This window comes from Arthrobacter glacialis (genome assembly GCF_002909415.1).
Taxonomy (GTDB): Bacteria; Actinomycetota; Actinomycetes; order Actinomycetales; family Micrococcaceae; genus Specibacter; species Specibacter glacialis.
Genome location: NZ_PPXB01000003.1, coordinates 132,551 through 152,251, shown reverse-complemented (window position 1 = coordinate 152,251; position 19,701 = coordinate 132,551). Strand labels below are relative to the sequence as shown.

Genomic DNA, 19,701 nt, shown 5'->3' with positions numbered 1-19,701 from the left:
AAGGAATCATGACTTCGATATTCGATAATCCGGCAGAATTTGCTGACGACGCCCTCGACGGCTTCGTTGCCGCAAACCGGAACTACGTCGCCAGGGTGGATGGCGGCGTGGTTCGCTCCACCGAGATGAACCCGGGACAAGTTTCCCTCGTTGTTGGTGGAGGATCCGGCCACTACCCGGCGTTCGCTGGCCTGGTGGGGGCGGGCCTCGCTGCCGGATCGGCCTGCGGCAACATGTTTGCCTCCCCGTCCGCCGGGCAGGTGTATCGGGTGGCCAAGGCCGCCGCCATGAACGGTGGCGTCCTGCTCAGCTACGGCAACTATGCCGGTGACGTCCTGCATTTTGGTCAGGCTCAGGTGCGGCTCAACGCTGAGGGCATTGAAACTCGCACCGTGCTGGTGACGGATGACATTGCCAGCGCGCCCATCGATGAGTGGGAAAAGCGCCGCGGCATTGCCGGAGACTTGACAGTCTTCAAGATTGCCGGTGCCGCCGCTGAAGCGGGCCTGAACCTTGACGACGTCGAACGTCTGGCCATCAAGACCAACTACCGGACGCGTTCACTGGGCGTGGCGTTTGATGGCTGCACCCTGCCCGGTGCGGATGAGGCGCTCTTCCATGTTCCCGCCGGAAAGATGGCCTTGGGGCTGGGTATCCACGGGGAGCCTGGTATCTCCGAACACCCCATGCCGACGGCGTCCGAGCTGGCGGAACTGCTGGTTTCGCGGCTGCTGGCCGACAAGCCCGACGACGCTGGCACTGAAGTTGTCGCCATCGTCAATGGGTTGGGAACCGTCAAATATGACGAGCTCTTCCTCCTCTTTGGCAAGGTGGAGAAGCTCCTGAGTGTTGCAGGGTTGAGCGTTGTGGAGCCCGAATGTGGCGAATTGGTAACAAGCCTTGACATGTCCGGGCTGTCCCTAACCCTGCTGTGGCTTGATGAAGAGCTCAAGGAATACTGGGCCGCACCGGCTGACACGCCGGCCTTCCGCAAGGGTAATTTGGCTCCCCGTGCCCAGCGCAACGTGGCCGAGGAAGTCCAGGCTGAAGCCGCCGAAATGGAAACCCCGACGCCGGCAGCCGCCGAGTTGGGCCTGCATGCAGTGACAGCTGTTTCGGCCATCCGCGATGTGGTGATGGAACACGAAGAAGCATTGGGGAACCTGGACGCCATTGCCGGCGACGGCGACCACGGGATCGGCATGCGCCGTGGCGTTGACGCCGCCAACGCGGCGGCACAAAAGACGGCCACTCTTGAGGGCGGCGCTTCGGTTGCCGCCGTGCTGACCGCAGCCGGTGAGGCGTGGTCCGAAAAGGCGGGCGGAACCTCCGGTGCACTGTGGGGAACGGCCCTTATCGCCGCCGCAACCGCACTGGGCAATAGGGATTCCTACTCCAGCAAGGATGCCGCCGTCGCCGTGGGAGCTTTCGCGGACGCCATCACCACCCTCGGCAAGGCCGAACCGGGGGACAAGACCATGGTGGATGCCATCCTGCCGTTCCGAGACGCCTTCATCGCATCCCTTGATTCCGGAACATCGGTGGTGGAAGCACTCAAGGGCGCCGCCGTCGTCTCCCAGGAGGCGGCCAACGCCACGTCAGCACTACGTCCCTTGAAGGGCCGCGCCCGGCCCCTGGCAGAAAAAAGCCTTGGACACCCCGATCCTGGCGCCATCTCCTTCGGCCTGATTGTGGAGCGGTTGGGTCAACACCTTGACAACGAACTAATGGAAAGTGGGACGCGAGCATGAGCGCCACGCAAGCAACTGGTTACCGGATTGTCGTCGGAAACGATGAGGCCGGCGTCGAATACAAGAACGCATTCTTAGCACTCCTAGAGGCTGATCCCCGTGTCCATTCTGTGGTGGATATTGGGGTGGGAAGCAACGATTCCCGGGCCTACCCGCACGTTGCCGTTGATGCGGCACGTAAGGTTGCTGACGGAGAAGCTGACCGGGCGCTGTTGGTTTGTGGCACCGGCCTGGGGGTCGCCATTGCTGCAAACAAGGTGCCGGGAATCCGTGCTGTCACAGCACATGACAGCTATTCCGTGGAGCGGTCTGTGCTCAGCAACAACGCCCAGGTGCTCACCATGGGCCAGCGCGTCATCGGATTAGAACTGGCCAAGAAACTGGTCACCGAATGGCTGTCCTACACCTTTGATGAAGAATCGGCGTCGGCGGAAAAAGTCGAAGCAATCTGTTCCTACGAACCCACTTACACGAAAGCAGTCTGATCATGAGCAACAACGCAGAAAACACCGAAAAGCAGCTGCAGTTCGCCGTCGTGGATTCAGGATACATGGGAGGCGGAATCGCCCAGGTACTGGCACTGGGTGGTGCCCGCGTGGCGCTAGCTGATGTCTCGGCCGAAATTGCAGCCAAGAACTACGAGCGCCTGCTGGTTGAGTCGGATCAGTTTGTGGCCGACGGTTTGTTCCCCGAAGGTGCCACCGAGACTCTACGCAAGAACCTATGGGCCGCCCAGGACATTGAGGAAGCTGTCGCCAACGCGGACTTCATCGAAGAGGCCGTCCCGGAAGTGCTCGCCATCAAGCATGCAACGCTGGCACGCATCAGTGCCGCCGCCCGGCCCGACGCCATCATCGGCTCCAACACCTCCACGATCTCCATCGCCGAACTGGCCGAGCCCGTGATCAACCCGGAACGCTTCCTTGGCGTTCACTTCTCCAACCCCTCCCCGTTCATTCCCGGCGTGGAAATCATCCCTCACGCTGAGACCTCCAGTGCCACCGTTGGTGCCGCGCGTGACATGGTCCACTCAACGGGCAAGCAGACGGCCGTCGTCAAGGACGTCACGGGCTTTGTCCTGAACCGGCTCCAGTACGCGCTGTTCCATGAGGCTGCGCAGTTGGTTGAGCAGGGGATTGCCACCGCGGACGACGTCGATACCCTGGTCCGCACGACCTTCGGTTTCCGCTTGCCTTTCTTTGGCCCCTTCGCCATTGCCGACATGGCCGGGTTGGATGTTTACGACTTCTGCTACAAGTCCCTGCAGACCGGATTCCCGGAGCGCTTTGCCACACCGAAGATCCTTACTGACCTGGTCGACGCCGGGAAGCTGGGTACCAAGACTGGCGCCGGCTTCCTGAACGTCCCGGCCGAGCGGACGGCCGAACTCATCGCGTACCGCAACAAGGCCTACGTTGCGATGTCGGCGTTGCTCGAAGACCTCGGCCCCGCTCCCATTCACTAACTGGCACTCCGGCACAACAAATTCTTAGGAGCAACCATGTCTGAAACCGCAGTAAAGTTCCCCGCAGAACGCACCGCCATTGTCACCGGTGCCGTCTCCGAACGCGGCATCGGCCGGGCCACCGTGAATTATCTGGCCGAAAACGGCTGGAACATTGGCATCATTGATCTCGACGACGCCGCCTGCAAGAGCGTTGCCGCTTCCGTCGCTGCCGAGTTCGGGGTCAAGGCTCACGGCGTTGGCGCCAACATTGGTGATGAAGCCTCCGTTCGCAGCGCCATTGACGAGCTGGAGGAAGAGCTGCCGCAGATTGTTGCGCTGGCCAATGTTGCCGGCGTCAGCTCGCCCGTCGGGTACCTGGAATTGGAACCAGCCGAATGGGACCGCGTGATTGGCATCAACCTCAACGGCGTCCACTACGCCACCCGTCGCGTCGCCGAAACCATGGTGAAGAATCGGATCGGCCGGATCGTGAACATCTCCTCCGTTTCGGCACAGCGTGGGGGCGGGACATTCTCCAAGACGCCCTACTCCGTTGCTAAAGCTGGCGTCATTGGATTGACCCGTTCCACCGCCCGCGAGTTGGGCCCGTATGACATTACTGTCAACGCCATCTCTCCGGGCCCCATTGATACCGACATCATGGGCGGAACACTTTCGCCCGAACGCAAGGACGACCTGGTCAAGGACCTGGTCGTCAACCGGGTGGGAACCACCCGCGACATCGCCACAGCCATCCACTTCTTGATCAGCGAGGACACCGGATACATCTCCGGGCAGACGCTGAATGTGGATGGCGGCCTGTACATGCACTAGGAGAGCACATGAATAACGAGAACTCCACCAAGTGGAGCATGGCACGCAAGTTATACCTCTTAGTCGGAATCGTCATCTGTGGCGTCGCCATCGTCATGATGACCTACCCGCGCTAACCAAGCCCATCGGCGTGCATGTCAGTACGCGTCAGAGACGAAGTTTTCAAGGTTTTGACTCAATGAGGAGTTCCCCATGACTGTTGAACTAAAGCAAGAAAAGAAGGCGCTGGAATCACCGGCCCTGAAATCAGCAATTTCCAAGGCGACCTTCCGGCTCATGCCGATGCTCGTCATCCTTTACATTGTCGCTTTCCTGGACCGCACCAATGTTGGCTTCGCAGAAGCTGCACTGGAGGCCGATCGGGGCATCTCGTCCGGAGCATATGCTCTAGGCGCCGGTATCTTCTTCATCGGTTACGCGATCTTTGAGATCCCCAGCAACTTGATGATGAAGAAGGTTGGCGCAAAATTCTGGCTGGCCCGCATCGCCATCACCTGGGGCATCGTCTCCGCCTGCTTCGCCTTCGTCCAGGGCGACGCTTCATTCATTGCCCTGCGCTTCCTGCTCGGTGTGACCGAGGCCGGGTTGTTCCCTGGCGTCATCATGTACCTGGCCGAATGGTTCCCCAACAAGCACCGCGTGAAGATGTTCGCCATCTTCTACCTGGCCCAGCCGTTCTCGCAGGTCATCGGGTCGCCGCTCTCGGGATGGCTCATCAACATTGGTGACAAAGTCCCCGGTGTCCACGGCTGGCAGGTCATGTTCTTCGTTGAAGGGTCCCTGGCGATCATCGCCGGTATCTTTGCGTTCTTCCTTCTCATCGACGGGCCACAAAAGGCTAAATGGCTCCGTCAGGATGAGAAGGACGCGCTCACGGAAGCCATGAATCAAGAAGACACCATCAAGAAGGAATCCGGGCCCTCAGGAGTCCGGGCGGCTTTGACCAACGGCCGTGTTTGGTACTTCACCATCATTTACTTCTGCCTGCAGATTGCCGTCTACGGGGTGACCTTCTACCTTCCACAACAGGTCGCGCAACTCACCGGCCAAAAAGTGGGCATGGCTGTTGGTCTGCTCGCGGCAGTGCCGTGGTTCTTTGGAATGTTTGCCTGCATCCTCATCGGCAGGTACGCCACGACGGTTATTCGGCGTCGGGTGCTTGGGACCTGGCTGTTCGTCTCCACCGGCCTGTGCATTATCGGGTCGGCGTGGGCCGGGGCCAACAACCTGCCGGCGATGGGCATTATTTTCATCACCTTGGCTGTGTGCAGCTTCCTGGCCATTGGCCCCATCACGTGGTCATACCCGACGGCGTTCCTCACGGGAACGGCCGCCGCAGCAGGCATCGGCCTCATCAACTCCCTGGGCAATCTGGGTGGTTTCGTGGCACCGATCATGCGTAACAGCATCAATGAAACGTTTGCCTCCGAATCTGGCGCCATGGGAATTGTTGCCTTGGGCATACTGCCATTCGTGGCGGCGCTGATGATGTGGGGCACCCGCCGTTTCAAGAGCAAGGCTGATGACCTACTCGAGAAGTAGATCGCAGCAACCAGTTTCGTGAAAGTAGAAATATTGTGACGCAATACAGTCCCGCAGACTCCACTCACCAAGTGACACCTTTGTACGTCGGCGTCAGTACCAAGATGTACATGGGCTACGCCGAGAGCCTGCGCTGGTTGCGGGCAGTGCGTCACGAAGTTGACACCCGTCCGGCTCTGGCAGCCGGGCGGGTGGTCCCGTTTGTCATCCCGTCGTTCCCGGTCTTGCCTGCCGCGGCGGAAATTATCTCCGGTTCGGCCCTGGTTCTCGGTGCGCAGAACGCTGGGTGGGATGACGGTCCGTGGACGGGTGAGGTGGCGCCGTCGATGCTCGCCGAGCTGGGGGTCACCTTGGTGGAACTCGGGCATGCCGAGCGCCGTCGGCACTTTCATGAAGACAACGCCATGGTGGCCAGAAAGGTCACGGCTGCGTTGGCCGCAGGGATCAAGCCGCTGCTCTGCGTCGGGGAGCTAGAACGCGCGGAGCCTGCGGACGCTGCGGCGGTTGTGTACGAGCAAATTGCCGCAGCAAGTGACGATTGGGATGCGGCGGCCTCAATGATCATCGCCTACGAGCCAGTGTGGGCGATCGGCGCTGAAGAACCGGCACAGGCCGCGTATATTTCTGCTGTGGTTCAGGCCCTGCGGACTCTTTTGGGCCGGCATGGGTTGGGGTCGCTGCCCATCATTTATGGTGGTTCGGCCAAGCCCGGACTTCTGCCCGAGTTGGCCCATGTATCGGGGCTGTTCCTTGGCCGGTTTGCTCACGACGCAAAGAACTTTGGTGCAGTCCTGGATGAGGCGCTCGCGGCTGCGGAGTCAACGCCCGCCCGGCCGTGATGTTGAACGATCATCAGTTGGCGGTCTCGGATGCTCAACACCGCCAACAATGTTCGTTCGCGGCGGCGGTTGTGAGTGGACGGATGGGGCCCGTTTGTAGCTGGGAATGTGCTGGGCGTCAACTAGACTGATGGGGTGAGTCGACCCAGTCCTGAGCTACACCTTGAACCCCCGGTTGAATCCAGTGTCGGGGAACTGTTGGGGCGCCGCTACTCGGGGCTTGAATCCTCACAGCGGGCCATGGAACGGCATCGCCGCCTAATTGCCGCCGGCGTGGAAGTCTTTGGCACCCTGGGGTACTCCGGTGCCAAGATCAAGACCTTGTGCAAGAGCGCCGGTCTCAGCGAGAGATACTTCTACGAGTCTTTTGAGTCGCGCGAACACCTGCTTGGCACGGTGTTTAACCACTTGGACGCCCTGTTGACGGAACAAATAGCCGGCGCCCTCCAGGCCCCGGGTATGGATCTGTTGGCGTCAGCGCGGGCGGGCATGGAAGCGGTGGTTAACTTCATGCTTAACGACCCCCGTCATGCACGGATCATGTTGGTGGAGGTGGTGGGTGTTTCGCCCGAACTGGAAGCCAAACGCCACCAATCCATGAGTGATTTCGCCGACGAGTCGCTGCAGCTGCTGTTGCTGTTAAGCGGGATCGATCCCGTGCATGGGCAGGAACAGCTCACGGCAAAGCTGGGCGTTGTGGAGGCCGCGAGAATCTTCGAAGGTGCGCGGCTCACGGCCGTCTCCATGGTGGGCGGCGTCAACAACATGATGCTCGATGCCCTGCTGAGCGGGACCACGCACGACACCGAGCGGATCAGCGACGTAGCTTTTCAACTCATCTACAACGCTTCCCAGGGCGTTCGCGCACTCGCCGAAAAACCGTAGCCCCCGCGGCCGCCTGCAGACAGGCATCGATGGTTACGCCATTGTGTCAACGCGCCAACGCACCGTCTAGGCGGCATCCGGCTGAGGTGGCACCATGGGAGGATGCAAGAATTTTGGCAGTTTGCTGGCAGCTATTGGTGGTTGGCCTTTCCCCTCGCCGGAATTGGGGGCGGCTGGGGCAGGTCCTGGTCCAAGTCCGGTGAGCGGCGGCACCAGCGCAAAATAGAACTGTACAAGTTGGCGCATCCGGAGGTGGCCGGTCTGGACGTTTCCGCCACCAAAGCCGCTGCGATGGTGTCTGCCTATGAGGAGCCCGCGCCCCAGGGATATTCGACCGCGGACGTAGCCAAGCTGATGGCTGACCACGACGCCGTCAACAGGCGGTGGCTGGACTACGAGCTGGACGTGGGCAAGCTGATTGACTTCCCCATGATGAGCGATGTCCGCGAACCCCTGACCGTGGCATTTCTGAGGGCCAAGCGCGACGCCGATGCCTTGCGTCCGATCGCTGCCACCGATGTGGCGGCCAAGAGCCGCTGGGACGACTACCGGAATGCCGTCAACGCCTTTGCCGTGTCCTTTGATGTGGCAGAAAGGGAAGCTCACAGGATCAAGGACACCTCGTTCAGCGATGTAGACCGGCAACGACTGGGCACGGCCAAGAAGCTCGTCAAGATTGCTGAAGACGAGGCCGCCAGCCCGGCCGAGCGCCAAACAGCCTACAAGCGGGCCCGCAAGGAACTGGACGGGCTCATTGTCCTGCCCGATGTTTCGGTGGCCGCGTTGGAGAAAAAAGTGGCCCGCATGCTCGGTGGCGCACAGTAACTAAGCGGCCACCGCCGAGGAATGTGGCCCCGAAACGCCGCCCCGACTCGCGTTGTCGCGTTAGGATGCCGTTCATGGACCAAGGGAGCATTGCACCATGAAGGAATGGGTCCGACAACACCCCTATGTGGCCCTGGCCGTGGGCTACATACTTCTCTTCGTGTTCGTCACCGGCATGTGGTTCGCAGTGCGGCACGACCTAACGTATGCCCTTACCACCGCTTTTGTGTGGACCTTGTTTTACTGGCTCTTTGCAGTCGTCCAAGTACGGCGAAGAAGAAGAACCAAAGTCCGCCTCGAGGGTCACGGCCAAATCATGGTCTACCTCCGCTACCCTGACTCTCGCCCCGGCTCACTGGATAGCATCTGGAACCAAGGGATCGCGACGCCCAGCCCACGGACCATCCAGTTCCAGCCCGCGGTATATGACACCTTGGAGCCGTCAGGGCGGCCGACGACGATCAAAATTCAGGAACTTCTCCCCGGCCGCCGAAAAATGAACGGCAAGGACCGCAAATACATTCCTGTCTATGGGCTCCAAGCCATGACACTCATGGGCGATGGCGGCAAGGTCGAGATCGCCGCGCACCCGGAAGCACTGGACAAGTTAGGCGAGGTTCTGGGGCAATAGCCTAGCGGCGGGCTAGTGCATGCCGCCAACGCCAGCGCTGTCCCTATCATGTTGAGTATGAACATTGAGGAAGTAGACGAGCGCGATAGTACTTGGGAACAACATGACTCCATTTTTCGGGTCTACTTCGCTCAAGGCATCGACCGCGCAATCACGACGGTTGACGTTTCCGGAGCCACTTTTAGCGAGGTTCGACGATGGGCAAAAGAAGAGGCATCCGATGACACAATCGTCGCGATCGCGCTTGTCAGTCTCGACGCACGGGGATTGAAGGGGTTGACTTGGTTGTTGGGGATGGACCCGAACGACCAGCCGGTGGCCGATATCGAGTTCCGCATGCTTGCGGAAATGATCGACGAAGGCCCCTCTCGCTGACGTTCCGGGTAGTCATGGACTAAGCTGCGAGCCTGACCTACCGGTTAATGTTGAAACTTTTCTAAGGACGCTACATGTCACACACTGTCATCATCACCGGAGCAAGCGATGGAATCGGTGCTGCCGCAGCAAAAATATTGGCCTACCCGGGGGACACACTGGTCCTGGTGGGGAGGTCTGCTGCGAAAACGGCGGCCATTGCCAATGAGTTGGAGGCTGACTACTTTGTTGCCGACTTTACCGAGCTGTCGCAGGTGCGGACCCTGGCGGCGCAGCTGTTAGCGAAGTACCCGCGCATTGACGTGTTGGTCAACAACGCCGGCGGCATCATGGCGGAGCGGGAGGTGACAGTTGACGGATTTGAGAAGACTTTTCAGGTCAACCACCTTGCCCCTTTCCTGTTGACCAATTTGCTGTTGGGGCGTTTGGTGGAAGACCGTGCCACTGTCATCAACACCTCCAGCGCGGCCAACCATTTCATGGCACGCTTTGACATTGATGACCTCAACGCGGAAAAGAAGTACTCGCACAGTGCTGCCTACGGCAATGCGAAACTGGCCAACATCCTCTTCACCAAGGAGTTGCAAAAACGCTTCGGTGATCACGGGGTCAATGCTGCCGCGTTCCATCCGGGTGTGGTGCGCAGCAACTTCGCAGCTGAATCAACAAGTCGCAGCAGAATGGTCTATTGGGGCTTGATGCGGCGGTTCATGCTCTCCCCGGAGCAGGGGGCGGACACCTTGGTGTGGCTGGCAACCACCGTACCGGGTGAGGACTGGACCCCGGGGGAGTACTACGCCAAGCGCAAGGTGGCCAGAACCAACAAACTAGCCAAGGATGAGGCCGTTGCGGCGTCCCTTTGGGATCGCAGCGCAGCCATGGTGGGGCTCAGCGGCAACGAGGTTTAGCGGCGGCGGGGCCTAGCCCTCCACCGGCTGGGTGAGCGGGAACCGCCCGCCAGTGTAGACACCCTCGGCAAGCTGTTCCACGAGCCACGGGCTAAAGGTGAAGGGAGTGGCGGTAACGGCCTCTTCCACATCCACAATGTCAGCCCAAGCCCAATCGCAGACTTCCTCCGGGTTGGGGGAGAGCTCGCCCGGGCCGGTGTAGACGGCGGTGAACACGGGGCAAATCTCGTTTTCCACAATGCCTGAGGCGTCCACGGCGCGGTATCGGAAATCCGGCAGTGCGGAGGTGATGCTGCTGATCTCCAGGTTGAGCTCAACAGCGGCGCGGCGCACAATGGCGTCTTCAAACGATTCCCCGGGTGCCGGATGGCCGCAGAAGGAGTTGGTCCAAACACCGGGCCAGGTCAGCTTGGACAGGGCCCGGCGGGTGAGTAGCGTGCGGCCCTGGGTGTCCAGAATATGGCAGGAAAATGCTAGGTGCAGGGCCGTGTCGGTTGTGTGCACCAGCGCCTTGTCAGCTGTGCCAATGTCGTTGCCGGACGGATCAAGCAGCCGGACCAGTTCTCGCTCGGAACCCATAATGTCAAGACGCCCTTTCCGACGAAATCAATCTCAAGTCTACGGTTTGACCACGTCGCAGAATTACTAGCATGGACGCCAAGTCTTTCCGCCTGGTGCGTAGCATCGTGGTCCCGTATATCCTGACGGGTTTCCGGAACCCGGGGCTGGAGGGACATAGACGGGCGGTGCTGGAGGGACATAGACAGGCGGTGCAGGGGGAAGATTTCGGATCCGCTCGGCTTCACGTGCGGCAGCTTCCTCGATGGCTTGAGCCTGAGCCTCAGCCGCTGCCTGAGCCTGGGCCGCGGCTTGAGCTTTGGCTTCGGCATCTGCTCTGGCTTGTGCCTCTGCAGCTGCCTGCTTCGCCGCAGCGTCAGCTGCTGCCTGGGTTTCAGCTTTCTCTAGGGTTGTTTGGGTTACCTTGAGTTTCGAGGCGGCAGATTCTGATTTCTCGATCTTGGTCGAGAGCAAGGTTGTGTGTGCTGCCAGCTCGTAGTCGTCAAAGGCCGCCCAGCGGACCAGATTGGTTCCAGTTTTCCCCGCTTTGAGCAAGGCATTGAGGGCATGGGCCGTGGTGATGGCAGTAGCTGCAGTGGCTATTGCTGCGCCAGCGGCGGCCGAGGTAGTCGGAGCCGCAGCCTGATCTGCGGCCGTTAGACCAGCCGTGATCGCTTCAATCTGGGCTGGCAGTGTACATGCGATGGCGGGATCGAAAATGCCGCGCGAGCTGGCCTTCGCTTCCTGTTGTGCTTCTTCCACTGGCGGCAGAAACTTTGTGTTCGGCGCAAAAGAAACAGCGGAGCCTAAGCCAGCCCGGGCAATTTCTGCACTGACGAACTCGTTGGACGGGGTGAATACCGCCGCCAGAGTGCGGTCGTACTTGTCTTTGCGTTCGACGTCGTACATGAGCGTGATCTTGGAGCCCACCGGAAGCAGCCCGGCCAAGAAATCGGTGGCTTCCGTGCCAAGACATTCGACGGGTTGCTTGGGATCCTTGGTTTCCGGGGTGTCGATGTTCAGCAACCGGATCTTTTCATCCTTGCCATTTACCGACGCCACCAAGGTGTCCCCGTCGGTGATCGATACGACCGTGCCCGTATCCGAATTCTCTTTGGTACACGCCGTCGCACCAAGGACCAAGCCAATGGCCAGCCCCGCTGAAAGGCCAAACTTTAGTGCAGAAACTTTTTTGCCGACCGCCATGGGACGTACCACTCCTAACGAGCCGAAAGAGCCGCTCTTGGCTCAAAGTCAGGGTCAAGTCTACGGTTTGACCACGTCGTGCGAGACCACCTCATGCAGCTCAACTCCGCCAGCACCCAGCTTCCAATAGTGCAGGCGCAGGGCTCCCGCCGTGCCCTTTTCCACGTAGAGCCGCATGCACACGTCCTCGCCGCGCATGGTGAGGCCGGCATGCGCACCCTCGTTCAGACGTAGCGGGTGGGCTTCGCGCTTGCGCAAGGATCCGGTCATCCCGGCCGCCAGATCAACCACTGCACGCAGGGTTTTGCTGCGCTGCTGCTCCGTAATGCTGGACCATGAGGCCAAAAAATGTGCGCTGCAGCCGTAATCGCTCAGGGGGTGGGCCGCCTTGTCCACGGCAGGCACCAGCCGGGCCCAGGCGAGCTGAACATCAAATTTAAACTGCTCGGCCGAATCCAGGAACAGCTTTTCCATGGGCGCATCCGTGCGCGACGTTGTTGAGCGACGCTGTTGCTTGAGCTGGACCAGGGCTGACTTTGTCCGCGCCAGGTCCTCCCGCAACGCCTCAATCTGGTGCTCGGCAGTGTTGTGTAGCCGGGCCAATTCAGCAGCCCCCCTGCGTTCAGCCTCGAGCTGGTCCTGCAACGCCCGCGCCACTTTGTCGGTGGCGCCCTGCCGTTTCTGTGCCTCCAGCAACTCGGCAATAGTGTGCCTGGCCAGCTCCAATTGCATTTGGGTGCTGCGCAAGGCAGTGCGCCGCTCGGCGGGCGTCAGCAGGGCTTCTTCGCTGGCCGAATCTGGGCCGGCCAGTTCGGTTCTTGCCTGTCCGACGCCGGATACTCCCGCTGGGCTGCCAGCGGCGGCAGGACTTGGGGCAAGCCCCGCCACGGACGTTGCGGCGGTGAAGATGCTGGCGTAGGGGCGATCGTAGTCAAGCCATGGCGGGCCCCCGCGCAACAGGGGCGGGGCAGTGATGGCGGGTTCGTCGTCGTCCACGTCCAGCATGGAAAGGACCACCGCGCCGTTCTCATACAAGACCCGCACGCGCACCACCTCCCCTTCTGTGAGCAGGTCAACGGCCGAATCCAGGTCATTGGAGGAGATGCGGGCAACGCCAATCCGGAAATCGCTGCCGGGCCACAGGTGCACCAGGGCATGGGAGGGCGTGACGGACTTGACCCGGGCCAGCGCCACGTCACCGTGCTTGTAGACCGTGACGGGGGAGGCGTGCGGCAATAGCAGCGACTTCACGTTCAAAGCGTCGGTGGCCGGGTCAAAGATGCCTGTCAGCCTTTGCCCCTTGTGCAGCAGCCATTCCAGCGGGATGCCAGGGAGCAGGTCTTCGCCGCGAATCACCGCCCGCTGGCCGTTGGAGAGCAGCTCCACCATGGCGCGGTCATCGGAAGGGAAGCCCTTGACCTCGGCCTCGCTGAGAACGGGGAGCGATGTGGTGGTACTTTGCTGGTTGGATTCAAAGTGCTCGGCGGCCAGAAAATCGTGTTCAAGGATGGTGTACAGCTGTGGAAGGTAGGCGGCGCTGTGCAGTATGTGCGGCCTTGGCGTCCTTCCCATCCACTGCGCCCCGTGGGGGTAGACCCGGGCGCTGTTGCCAAAAACATGCAGCCGCTCAGGCACCCCTTTCTGTAGTTTGTGGGTCTCCGGGCCGTTGGCCAGTTCAAAGACCTGGGCGTCGGCCCCCAGCAGCGCGGCAACTTCTTGTGCATCTATGCGCAGCGCATTCTCGGGCAGAAAGGAAACAACCACTACGGTGTGCGTGCGTTGCGGGTCCATTAGGAATGCGGCCAGGTCACTGCCGTTCATGTGCCGGACAGTAGGGGGTGGTTCCGGCGTGGCAATGACTGCAAGGAGCCGGTTCCTGTTCTTCTGTGCAGGCATCGGACGCTCCTTCCTCATGTGGGACACCGGGCCGTGGTAGTGACTTACATTACATGGCGGTGGGGTGGCTGCAGCAGTTGGAAGGCAATGATTACGCGGTGGCGGAAATGATGTGGAAATGGCGCCCGGCAGCACACTCTTGTGCACCACTGGCTGCCTGGACTACGTCCCCGGCATCCACAGCGGCGCCGGCACTGACAATGCTGCGGCCGTCGGTATTGACCAAAGCTGCATTTGGTCCAATGGTCCGCAGTAGGCCCAGTGTGGCCCGTTCTAGGGATTGGGCTGTGACATCCGTGCCCACCACGAAGCCGGCTCCTGACGTATAAATGCGCTTTGACGGCTAGTCTGCGGTTGCTCAACCGCAGACAAGCCGTCAAAACGCATTTACGCGCACAAAGCGCTGTTGTGGGGCTTAGAGGTTGTCGGGCTCGGTCTCGGCTTCCTCGGCCAGGGCGGCTGCTTGCTCGTTCATGTTTTCGATGTCCGGTGTCACCAACCCCGTGTAAACCTGCGCCAACGGATCGGCGTCGCCGTGGTCATGGATCAGATCTTGGTCGTCATAATCTGGGTTCTTGCTCATATTCACACATTAGCCCCGCACCGCACGGCTGCGCCATAGCCCGCTGGTACTACTAGGACGGTTTTAAGGCCGCTTCAGCCTTCGTCGGCCAGCGGAAAAGTGGCCGACTCCCAGCCAAGCTCCAGGGGGTTGGTGCAGTCCCGGCCGTACCGCAGACCAGCAAGCAGGGCAGCGGTGGCTTTCCCCGCGCCACGCTGAAACCTGTGCCAATTGGGTGCCTCGGCGTCCGGCGGCGTCCAACCCGCCTGCTGGAGGTATCCGACGTCGAGCGGCCAATCATCAGCGGGCATGTACTGGTTGGAGACCACCTCGAGGTGGTAGCCGTCATCCTTGGGCCTCAGCTGGCCGTAGACGGTGTAGTCGGGGTCCCCGGTGTTGTAGTCAACCAGGAGGAAATCGTCATCCTTGAGCCAGCGCACGTCCTCGGCCAGGGCAACATGGACCAGTTCCCAGAATTTTTCCATGTCGGCGGGGCCGGGCAGGGTTTCCGTGCCCGGCGGCTCGGCCACGGGCAGCGGCTGCAGATAAGCCTCGCCAAGCTCGCCCGGGAGCGCCAGGTAGGCAACATCGTCAACGTAGGCCCTGCGCCGGGTGCCAACGTCATCGCACCGGGTCCAGTCCTCGTGAACGGCAAACAGAACTGTGGGGAGCCCGTCGTCGTTCGCTTCCGTGACGATGGATACGGCCCAGCCCAGGGCATCAGTGGCCCTGTCAGTACAATCGGCGCACAGATAGTTGCCGGGAATCAACCGCGATTCCCGCGGCCCGTGACAATGCGGGCACGTTGTAATGTCGGTGCTCATCCTCCCAGTCTAAAAGCAGGGTCCCACAATGCTGGTGTTAGGTGTCTTAAAGCACTGCGGCGGACGGTGGAGTTGCGCTGTCAGGCAAGGACCACATGTCAGTGACCAGTTAGTTTGTCAATGATCCAGATGTGGGGCATCTACCCAAATATGGGTCATATGACCTATATTTGGATCAAAGGAGGCAATTCATGGACCTTTCACATCCCGCCTACGACCTGTTCGGGCGCAGCACAGCCCGGATTCTTCAGCGCCTGGCCGCCGTGAATGATGGGCTGACGGGTCGCCGTCTCAGCCAGCTCGCTGAAGTTTCCTTGAGTAGTACTCAACGAATCTTGGCCCGTTTGGAAAATGTGGGCTTGATTGAAACGCAGCCTGTTGGCCGGGCTGTCATTTATTCGGTGAATCGCAACCACTTGCTGTGGACAGTCATCGATTCGGCGTTTGACGTGACCCGGAAAGTGGAAGAACTGGTCACTGAAATAGTTCAAAACTACTCAGATGTAGAAATGACCGTTGCCCTCTACGGCTCGTTCGCACGCGGTGAGGCTGGCCCGGACAGTGACCTAGACATAGTAGTGATTTGGCTATCTGGGATGGACGAGAATACACAATCTGCAGTACTTGGCGAACTCAGTGAGCAGCTATTTAGAGCCACAGGAAATAGTGTTGAGATTATTGACTTGCCGTTGCCGGACCTTCAGCGCATGGCCACGGAAAACGATCCGCTGGTTGCGTCGTGGAAACGCGAAGCAAAAACACTTACCCAAGGTCCCGATCTCCGCGAGCTATTGAAATTGGTTGCAGCATGAATGCACGCGTAGTCAGAATGTCCAAGAGTGATGTGGAAACGCGTGCAGAACATGCGCGCTCGTTCCTTGCGGCAGCGGATCTTGTTTTGGATCTAGGCCAAGATGCAGGGGTTGTCAGCGTCAACAACCTGATTGGTTCACTGGCCGTCCTTGCGGGGATTGCCGCCGCAGATGCCATCTGCGGCAGTGCTTTGGGGGAGCGGGCAGCAGGAGAGAACCACCAGGAAGCAGTTGCCTTGTTGCGCAGAGTAAGTGCGGTGGGGGACAACTCTGCAGCCCAACCAAAGCGCCTGCTCGATGTGAAAACTACAACGCAGTACAGCCCGGTCTTGTTGGGTGACGGGAAAGCAACCCAGCTGCTGTCCATTGCGCGCCGGCTAGTAGGCGCCATGGATGCCCAGCTTCGCATCTGACGCTGGGTTAACGGAAATCGCGCAGGCGTCATGCCGCTTTGTCACGTGGTGAGGAATTGTTGGGTCAACCCCACACACTGGCCTAGTTTCTCGCCGCTATTTGCCGCGGCGACCTAGCCCCACGAAGCCGGACAACAACGGTCACAGCTGCTACGGCGGCAGCGCCCACCAGAGCGGCGATTGCTGTGGGAGTGGAGAGAAGATCACCGTTGAGCCGTGCGACAGCCACCCAAGCCAGGCCCCAACACAGAGACGCGGCAGGGGCGAGCCTTCCCTTGCCGTAGATGGCCAGGGCAATGCCGACGGCAGTCGCCACAGCAACAACCACCACGGCCCACCCCTCAGGGTTCAGGCCGAATCCGTCAAAGCCAGCCGACACAAGAACCGCGGCGATGTTGGCCGCCGTCGCCACGCACACCCAGCCCAAGTACAGGCCCATGGTGCCGTCGGTAACAACCGCGTCCCAAATGTTGAGGGGTTTGTTGCGCAGCAGGAGCACAAAGATCCATGACAAAACTGCCAACAGCGCAACTATGATGGGCACGCTCAGCCAGAGTTGGTCGAATTGGATGCTCAGGATCCATGCCGCATTCAGGATTAGGGACGCTGCGGCGGGGTAGCCAAGGAGCCTGTGTCGGCGGGCAGACTTTTGGGCCGGCAAAAACTGCCATACCGCGTAGGCCACCAAGCCCAAGTAAACGACGCTCCAGATGGAAAAAGCTGGACCGTAGGGCGCTATAAGGGTGGCGTCTGCCGCCAATGCTCCGTTGGACGCGTTCTGGATGGGAGTTCCGCCAGCTGCTCCCGAGCCAATGAATGAACCGATGACGGCGAAAACGGCGCTCGCCGCCACCACCAGCTGACGGCGCAGATCCTGTGGGGTTGAAGCGGAGATTGCGGCACTATTCATAATGGGTGTCCCTTCTGGAGTCCGGTTTAGTCGGTAGATCCGATCCTACGGTCAGGCTCCGTCATTGCCCAGTCATTGCCTGCCCGTCCCACAACAAGTGCTACGCCTCTGCAGGCCCCGGCACGAAGAACGTGGTGGATGCCAGCCGTGTCTGGTCCATGAGCACGATCCACTCGTAAGTGGCCCCCACGTGGAGCGGCAAACCGCTGGGGAAATTGAGCACGATGTTTGAATTTCCGGGGAACCCCATGGGCGGCTCCTGCAGGTGGGCGGCGTTCGCGGGCCTGAAATCCACGTCCTGGCTAAAGCGCATGGTGTTGGTTCCGTCGGGCCCGGTAATTGTCACGGGCTGGCCGTCGGTGTCCACCAGAAGCACCTCCACGGAGGCCGAGGTGTCCTCAAACTGCGGAATGTTGACGGTGACATTCACAAACACGGCAAATGGAGCCGAGAGCCTGCTCTCCGGGTCGAAGCCAAGAAACTGTATCCCGCCGCCAATGATATTGACCTTCCCCGCCGCATCAACGTTGACAAAGTCGGCGATCAAAATGGTGCCGTTGGCCGCACTTGAACTCTCACTCATGCGGAAGTCTCCCTAGCGTTCGTCAAAAAGTGCCGTGCTGCCTGTGGCGGCGCATCGTGCCTTAACCATAGCCACCCCCAATGATTCCCCTGCGTTGGAGCACGACGCCGGGCCGTCGCCTTGGCAGGGACGCTCACTCAGGCGGGCTCAGAGGTGGCGAACAAACTGTCCGCCTTGGTGGGCTTGACCTTGTAGTTCTTCCCGTTCGTGGACACGGTGAGGTTGCCCTGATTGGGGGACTTGTCGCCTATGGCCTCAACCTCGCCACAGTGGACCTTCAGCGAAACTAGTGCCACTGCTGCCAGCTCGGGCGATTCCTTCAGGTTGCTCTGGCGTCCTGGGTACACGGCAAAGAGGTGCGAGGTGTGCCAGTGGATGTCGGTGGTGCTGTCCATGTCCGTCTGCCATTCCCGCAGTTGGCCCCATTTGCCAATCCCGTTCGGTGCAAGGAGCCGTCCAGGGTGATTTCGGAGACCTGGAAGTGGCTCACTCCGGACTTTGGCTTGAACTCGAACTTGTAGAAAAGATACGCGGTGGTGTTGGCGGCCGTGAATTCCTTGGCCTAGCGGCGGTTCTTGAAGGGGCGTGATCGAGGGAGTCCAACGCCGTCCAGGTGGTGCCGTCCTGTGAGCCGGCGAATGACCATGTCGGGGGGTCCCGGGCGGGAACGTCATTGGCGCTGGCCAAGGTGTACGTGGACATCGCCACGGTGGCCTGGCAGCTTAATCTGCCGGGCCACCGTTGCCGGCGGGCTTTCTATGCACTTTTTGGGGCCGGAGTTGTTGTCGATGGGGGCGTCGACGTCCGCGAATCCACAGATCTTGTACGGGCCGCCGGGGGCTGAGACCACTGGCTGCTCGGCAAAGCTGACCACTACGTTGCCGAGATTCTGGTAGAAGCCGAAGCCGAAGCCGAAGCCGGTGACGCTGGTGTCGTAAGCGCCGTCGGGCTGGCCGGCTAGGGCGCCCGGCTGCTGGTACCAAAGCGCGTGGGCGGACAGTGCGGGGTGGGGAGCCAGTGTGGTGGCGGGCCGCTGGTCCGATGCGGCCAATCAGCTGGGCCACGAGAGGCGTGAGTGCAAAAGCACTTCCGAGCCTGAGGACTGGGCGGCTGTTTGGCTGCGCGGGGGTCATGAGCAACTCGTGAGGCTAATTGCTCTGGTGTTTGAAGCGCATATCGGCAAGAAAACCGACTTCCGGCGCCCTTTCATGACAGCTTTCTACTACTAACATCCGATGTTTACGGATCTGTGTGGACTGGTCCAAATGGCTAGGGGGGGCTGGCAGTTGCAGACAACATTCGGGACCTCACATTTGAGAACGCTTGTGGTACTTTCAGGAGCTATGCTGCGATTACTTTGAAGTTTGGCCGAGGAGGGGGCATTGTTCGTGGAGGTGTTGATTTGCCGCAATACCCATGATGCTTATCAGCGCATGCCGACGGAGAGTAGATCTGTTGCCTACTACGCGACTGGGTGGTCATCGATAATTGAGAAGCCTCCAATGCTTCCAGTCTGCAAGCTCGTGAGCGTCTCTTACATTCGGCGGATTCCGTCCCCGTGTTCGAAATGGATGGCTTTACCTTTCATGATGTCGGGCGACAATACCGTTATCGAGGGCAGGATGGGTTCGGTTTCGGCCAGAACAGTCGGGAATTGCTGTCCCAGCTGGGGATCAAGACCGCGATGCGGACCACCTGCGCTTCGACGGCAAGCAGGCCGAACTCACCTTGGCAATGTAAGTGCGTGCTCAGGTCTGCCCCAACGAGCTAAACGCTAAAGCCAAGCGAATTCACTCAGTCAGTCCTTCGTCGGGGACGATGCGTTGTTCCAAATGGGGGAAGTGCAGCGTCAGAATGTCCTGATGGAAAATGTACGTCAGTTTCGAGGCTAGTCAATGGT

The 19,701-nt window shown here is 60.3% G+C and carries 23 protein-coding genes; 13 read left to right on the top strand and 10 right to left on the bottom strand.

Annotated features, from left to right (window positions below; genetic code table 11):
* Positions 1 to 8: 8 nt before the first annotated feature.
* The 11 genes from dhaL (at position 9) to CVS28_RS04305 (ending at position 10,037) form a co-directional block, all read left to right on the top strand.
* Positions 9 to 1,751 (top strand): dihydroxyacetone kinase subunit DhaL, encoded by a 1,743-nt coding sequence (dhaL, locus tag CVS28_RS04355; protein ID WP_103480771.1) that lies wholly within the window; start codon positions 9 to 11, stop codon positions 1,749 to 1,751.
* Entirely contained in the window at positions 1,748 to 2,236 is a 489-nt protein-coding gene (locus CVS28_RS04350; RefSeq protein WP_103466149.1) for a ribose-5-phosphate isomerase, read from the top strand. Before dhaL ends, CVS28_RS04350 begins: the two co-directional genes overlap by 4 nt.
* Before the next feature lie 2 nt (positions 2,237 to 2,238).
* Positions 2,239 to 3,216 (top strand): 3-hydroxyacyl-CoA dehydrogenase family protein, encoded by a 978-nt coding sequence (locus tag CVS28_RS04345; RefSeq protein ID WP_103480770.1) that lies wholly within the window; start codon positions 2,239 to 2,241, stop codon positions 3,214 to 3,216.
* Between the two features lie 36 nt (positions 3,217 to 3,252).
* Entirely contained in the window at positions 3,253 to 4,032 is a 780-nt protein-coding gene (locus CVS28_RS04340) for an SDR family NAD(P)-dependent oxidoreductase (protein WP_103466151.1), read from the top strand.
* A gap of 192 nt (positions 4,033 to 4,224) precedes the next feature.
* On the top strand, positions 4,225 to 5,574 hold the full coding sequence (locus tag CVS28_RS04335; RefSeq protein WP_103466152.1) for an MFS transporter: 1,350 nt from the start codon (positions 4,225 to 4,227) through the stop codon (positions 5,572 to 5,574).
* A 71-nt stretch (positions 5,575 to 5,645) separates the two neighbouring features.
* A complete protein-coding gene (locus CVS28_RS04330; protein WP_279325058.1) occupies positions 5,646 to 6,413 on the top strand; it encodes a triose-phosphate isomerase family protein in 768 nt (255 codons plus the stop codon).
* Positions 6,414 to 6,548: 135 nt separating this feature from the next.
* A complete protein-coding gene (locus CVS28_RS04325; protein ID WP_133159047.1) occupies positions 6,549 to 7,298 on the top strand; it encodes a TetR/AcrR family transcriptional regulator in 750 nt (249 codons plus the stop codon).
* Positions 7,299 to 7,400: 102 nt separating this feature from the next.
* A complete protein-coding gene (locus CVS28_RS04320) occupies positions 7,401 to 8,123 on the top strand; it encodes a hypothetical protein (protein WP_103480768.1) in 723 nt (240 codons plus the stop codon).
* Positions 8,124 to 8,220: 97 nt separating this feature from the next.
* On the top strand, positions 8,221 to 8,754 hold the full coding sequence (locus CVS28_RS04315) for a hypothetical protein (RefSeq protein WP_103480767.1): 534 nt from the start codon (positions 8,221 to 8,223) through the stop codon (positions 8,752 to 8,754).
* Positions 8,755 to 8,811: 57 nt separating this feature from the next.
* Positions 8,812 to 9,129 (top strand): hypothetical protein, encoded by a 318-nt coding sequence (locus tag CVS28_RS04310; protein ID WP_133159046.1) that lies wholly within the window; start codon positions 8,812 to 8,814, stop codon positions 9,127 to 9,129.
* Between the two features lie 74 nt (positions 9,130 to 9,203).
* Positions 9,204 to 10,037: an SDR family NAD(P)-dependent oxidoreductase gene (locus CVS28_RS04305; protein WP_103480765.1), complete on the top strand. Its 834-nt coding sequence runs from the start codon at positions 9,204 to 9,206 to the stop codon at positions 10,035 to 10,037.
* Between the two features lie 12 nt (positions 10,038 to 10,049).
* Here the strand turns inward: CVS28_RS04305 and idi are convergent, their stop codons facing one another.
* From idi to CVS28_RS04280, 6 genes are all read right to left on the bottom strand, one after another.
* Positions 10,050 to 10,616: an isopentenyl-diphosphate Delta-isomerase gene (idi, locus tag CVS28_RS04300; protein WP_103466157.1), complete on the bottom strand. Its 567-nt coding sequence runs from the start codon at positions 10,614 to 10,616 to the stop codon at positions 10,050 to 10,052.
* 66 nt (positions 10,617 to 10,682) lie between these two features.
* Positions 10,683 to 11,801 (bottom strand): thermonuclease family protein, encoded by a 1,119-nt coding sequence (locus tag CVS28_RS04295; protein WP_103480764.1) that lies wholly within the window; start codon positions 11,799 to 11,801, stop codon positions 10,683 to 10,685.
* Positions 11,802 to 11,861: 60 nt separating this feature from the next.
* Positions 11,862 to 13,697: a hypothetical protein gene (locus tag CVS28_RS04290; protein ID WP_103480763.1), complete on the bottom strand. Its 1,836-nt coding sequence runs from the start codon at positions 13,695 to 13,697 to the stop codon at positions 11,862 to 11,864.
* Positions 13,698 to 13,788: 91 nt separating this feature from the next.
* On the bottom strand, positions 13,789 to 14,004 hold the full coding sequence (locus CVS28_RS04285) for a hypothetical protein (RefSeq protein WP_103480762.1): 216 nt from the start codon (positions 14,002 to 14,004) through the stop codon (positions 13,789 to 13,791).
* 108 nt (positions 14,005 to 14,112) lie between these two features.
* Entirely contained in the window at positions 14,113 to 14,280 is a 168-nt protein-coding gene (locus CVS28_RS19590; protein WP_165788064.1) for a hypothetical protein, read from the bottom strand.
* A gap of 74 nt (positions 14,281 to 14,354) precedes the next feature.
* Positions 14,355 to 15,083 (bottom strand): TY-Chap domain-containing protein, encoded by a 729-nt coding sequence (locus CVS28_RS04280; protein ID WP_133159045.1) that lies wholly within the window; start codon positions 15,081 to 15,083, stop codon positions 14,355 to 14,357.
* Between the two features lie 191 nt (positions 15,084 to 15,274).
* Here CVS28_RS04280 and CVS28_RS04275 point away from each other — a divergent pair, with 191 nt between their 5' ends.
* Positions 15,275 to 15,895: a nucleotidyltransferase domain-containing protein gene (locus CVS28_RS04275; RefSeq protein ID WP_103480760.1), complete on the top strand. Its 621-nt coding sequence runs from the start codon at positions 15,275 to 15,277 to the stop codon at positions 15,893 to 15,895.
* Between the two features lie 17 nt (positions 15,896 to 15,912).
* Positions 15,913 to 16,308 (top strand): hypothetical protein, encoded by a 396-nt coding sequence (locus tag CVS28_RS04270; RefSeq protein WP_103480759.1) that lies wholly within the window; start codon positions 15,913 to 15,915, stop codon positions 16,306 to 16,308.
* An 82-nt stretch (positions 16,309 to 16,390) separates the two neighbouring features.
* Here the strand turns inward: CVS28_RS04270 and CVS28_RS04265 are convergent, their stop codons facing one another.
* The 4 genes from CVS28_RS04265 to CVS28_RS04250 form a co-directional block, all read right to left on the bottom strand.
* Positions 16,391 to 17,218: a TspO/MBR family protein gene (locus CVS28_RS04265; protein WP_103480758.1), complete on the bottom strand. Its 828-nt coding sequence runs from the start codon at positions 17,216 to 17,218 to the stop codon at positions 16,391 to 16,393.
* A 100-nt stretch (positions 17,219 to 17,318) separates the two neighbouring features.
* Positions 17,319 to 17,801 carry a hypothetical protein gene (locus CVS28_RS04260; RefSeq protein ID WP_103480757.1) on the bottom strand — a complete coding sequence of 161 codons (483 nt, stop codon included), beginning with the start codon at positions 17,799 to 17,801 and terminating at the stop codon, positions 17,319 to 17,321.
* Between the two features lie 137 nt (positions 17,802 to 17,938).
* A complete protein-coding gene (locus tag CVS28_RS20385) occupies positions 17,939 to 18,475 on the bottom strand; it encodes a glycosyl hydrolase family 95 catalytic domain-containing protein (RefSeq protein WP_423716377.1) in 537 nt (178 codons plus the stop codon).
* A complete protein-coding gene (locus CVS28_RS04250) occupies positions 18,472 to 18,852 on the bottom strand; it encodes a hypothetical protein (protein WP_103480755.1) in 381 nt (126 codons plus the stop codon). Before CVS28_RS04250 ends, CVS28_RS20385 begins: the two co-directional genes overlap by 4 nt.
* Positions 18,853 to 19,701 lie beyond the last annotated feature (849 nt).

What these genes read in the sequence shown, in the direction of transcription:
- CVS28_RS04295 (WP_103480764.1), bottom strand. Translation starts at nt 11,801, where the DNA reads ATGGCGGTCGGCAAAAAAGTTTCTGCACTAAAGTTTGGCCTTTCAGCG.
- CVS28_RS04290 (WP_103480763.1), bottom strand. Translation starts at nt 13,697, where the DNA reads ATGCCTGCACAGAAGAACAGGAACCGGCTCCTTGCAGTCATTGCCACG.
- CVS28_RS19590 (WP_165788064.1), bottom strand. Translation starts at nt 14,280, where the DNA reads ATGAGCAAGAACCCAGATTATGACGACCAAGATCTGATCCATGACCAC.
- CVS28_RS04350 (WP_103466149.1), top strand. Translation starts at nt 1,748, where the DNA reads ATGAGCGCCACGCAAGCAACTGGTTACCGGATTGTCGTCGGAAACGAT.
- CVS28_RS04315 (WP_103480767.1), top strand. Translation starts at nt 8,221, where the DNA reads ATGAAGGAATGGGTCCGACAACACCCCTATGTGGCCCTGGCCGTGGGC.
- CVS28_RS04270 (WP_103480759.1), top strand. Translation starts at nt 15,913, where the DNA reads ATGTCCAAGAGTGATGTGGAAACGCGTGCAGAACATGCGCGCTCGTTC.
- dhaL (WP_103480771.1), top strand. Translation starts at nt 9, where the DNA reads ATGACTTCGATATTCGATAATCCGGCAGAATTTGCTGACGACGCCCTC.
- CVS28_RS04260 (WP_103480757.1), bottom strand. Translation starts at nt 17,801, where the DNA reads ATGAGTGAGAGTTCAAGTGCGGCCAACGGCACCATTTTGATCGCCGAC.
- CVS28_RS04310 (WP_133159046.1), top strand. Translation starts at nt 8,812, where the DNA reads ATGAACATTGAGGAAGTAGACGAGCGCGATAGTACTTGGGAACAACAT.
- CVS28_RS20385 (WP_423716377.1), bottom strand. Translation starts at nt 18,475, where the DNA reads ATGACGTTCCCGCCCGGGACCCCCCGACATGGTCATTCGCCGGCTCAC.
- CVS28_RS04340 (WP_103466151.1), top strand. Translation starts at nt 3,253, where the DNA reads ATGTCTGAAACCGCAGTAAAGTTCCCCGCAGAACGCACCGCCATTGTC.
- CVS28_RS04320 (WP_103480768.1), top strand. Translation starts at nt 7,401, where the DNA reads ATGCAAGAATTTTGGCAGTTTGCTGGCAGCTATTGGTGGTTGGCCTTT.
- CVS28_RS04335 (WP_103466152.1), top strand. Translation starts at nt 4,225, where the DNA reads ATGACTGTTGAACTAAAGCAAGAAAAGAAGGCGCTGGAATCACCGGCC.
- CVS28_RS04345 (WP_103480770.1), top strand. Translation starts at nt 2,239, where the DNA reads ATGAGCAACAACGCAGAAAACACCGAAAAGCAGCTGCAGTTCGCCGTC.
- CVS28_RS04280 (WP_133159045.1), bottom strand. Translation starts at nt 15,083, where the DNA reads ATGAGCACCGACATTACAACGTGCCCGCATTGTCACGGGCCGCGGGAA.
- CVS28_RS04305 (WP_103480765.1), top strand. Translation starts at nt 9,204, where the DNA reads ATGTCACACACTGTCATCATCACCGGAGCAAGCGATGGAATCGGTGCT.
- idi (WP_103466157.1), bottom strand. Translation starts at nt 10,616, where the DNA reads ATGGGTTCCGAGCGAGAACTGGTCCGGCTGCTTGATCCGTCCGGCAAC.
- CVS28_RS04275 (WP_103480760.1), top strand. Translation starts at nt 15,275, where the DNA reads ATGGACCTTTCACATCCCGCCTACGACCTGTTCGGGCGCAGCACAGCC.
- CVS28_RS04265 (WP_103480758.1), bottom strand. Translation starts at nt 17,218, where the DNA reads ATGAATAGTGCCGCAATCTCCGCTTCAACCCCACAGGATCTGCGCCGT.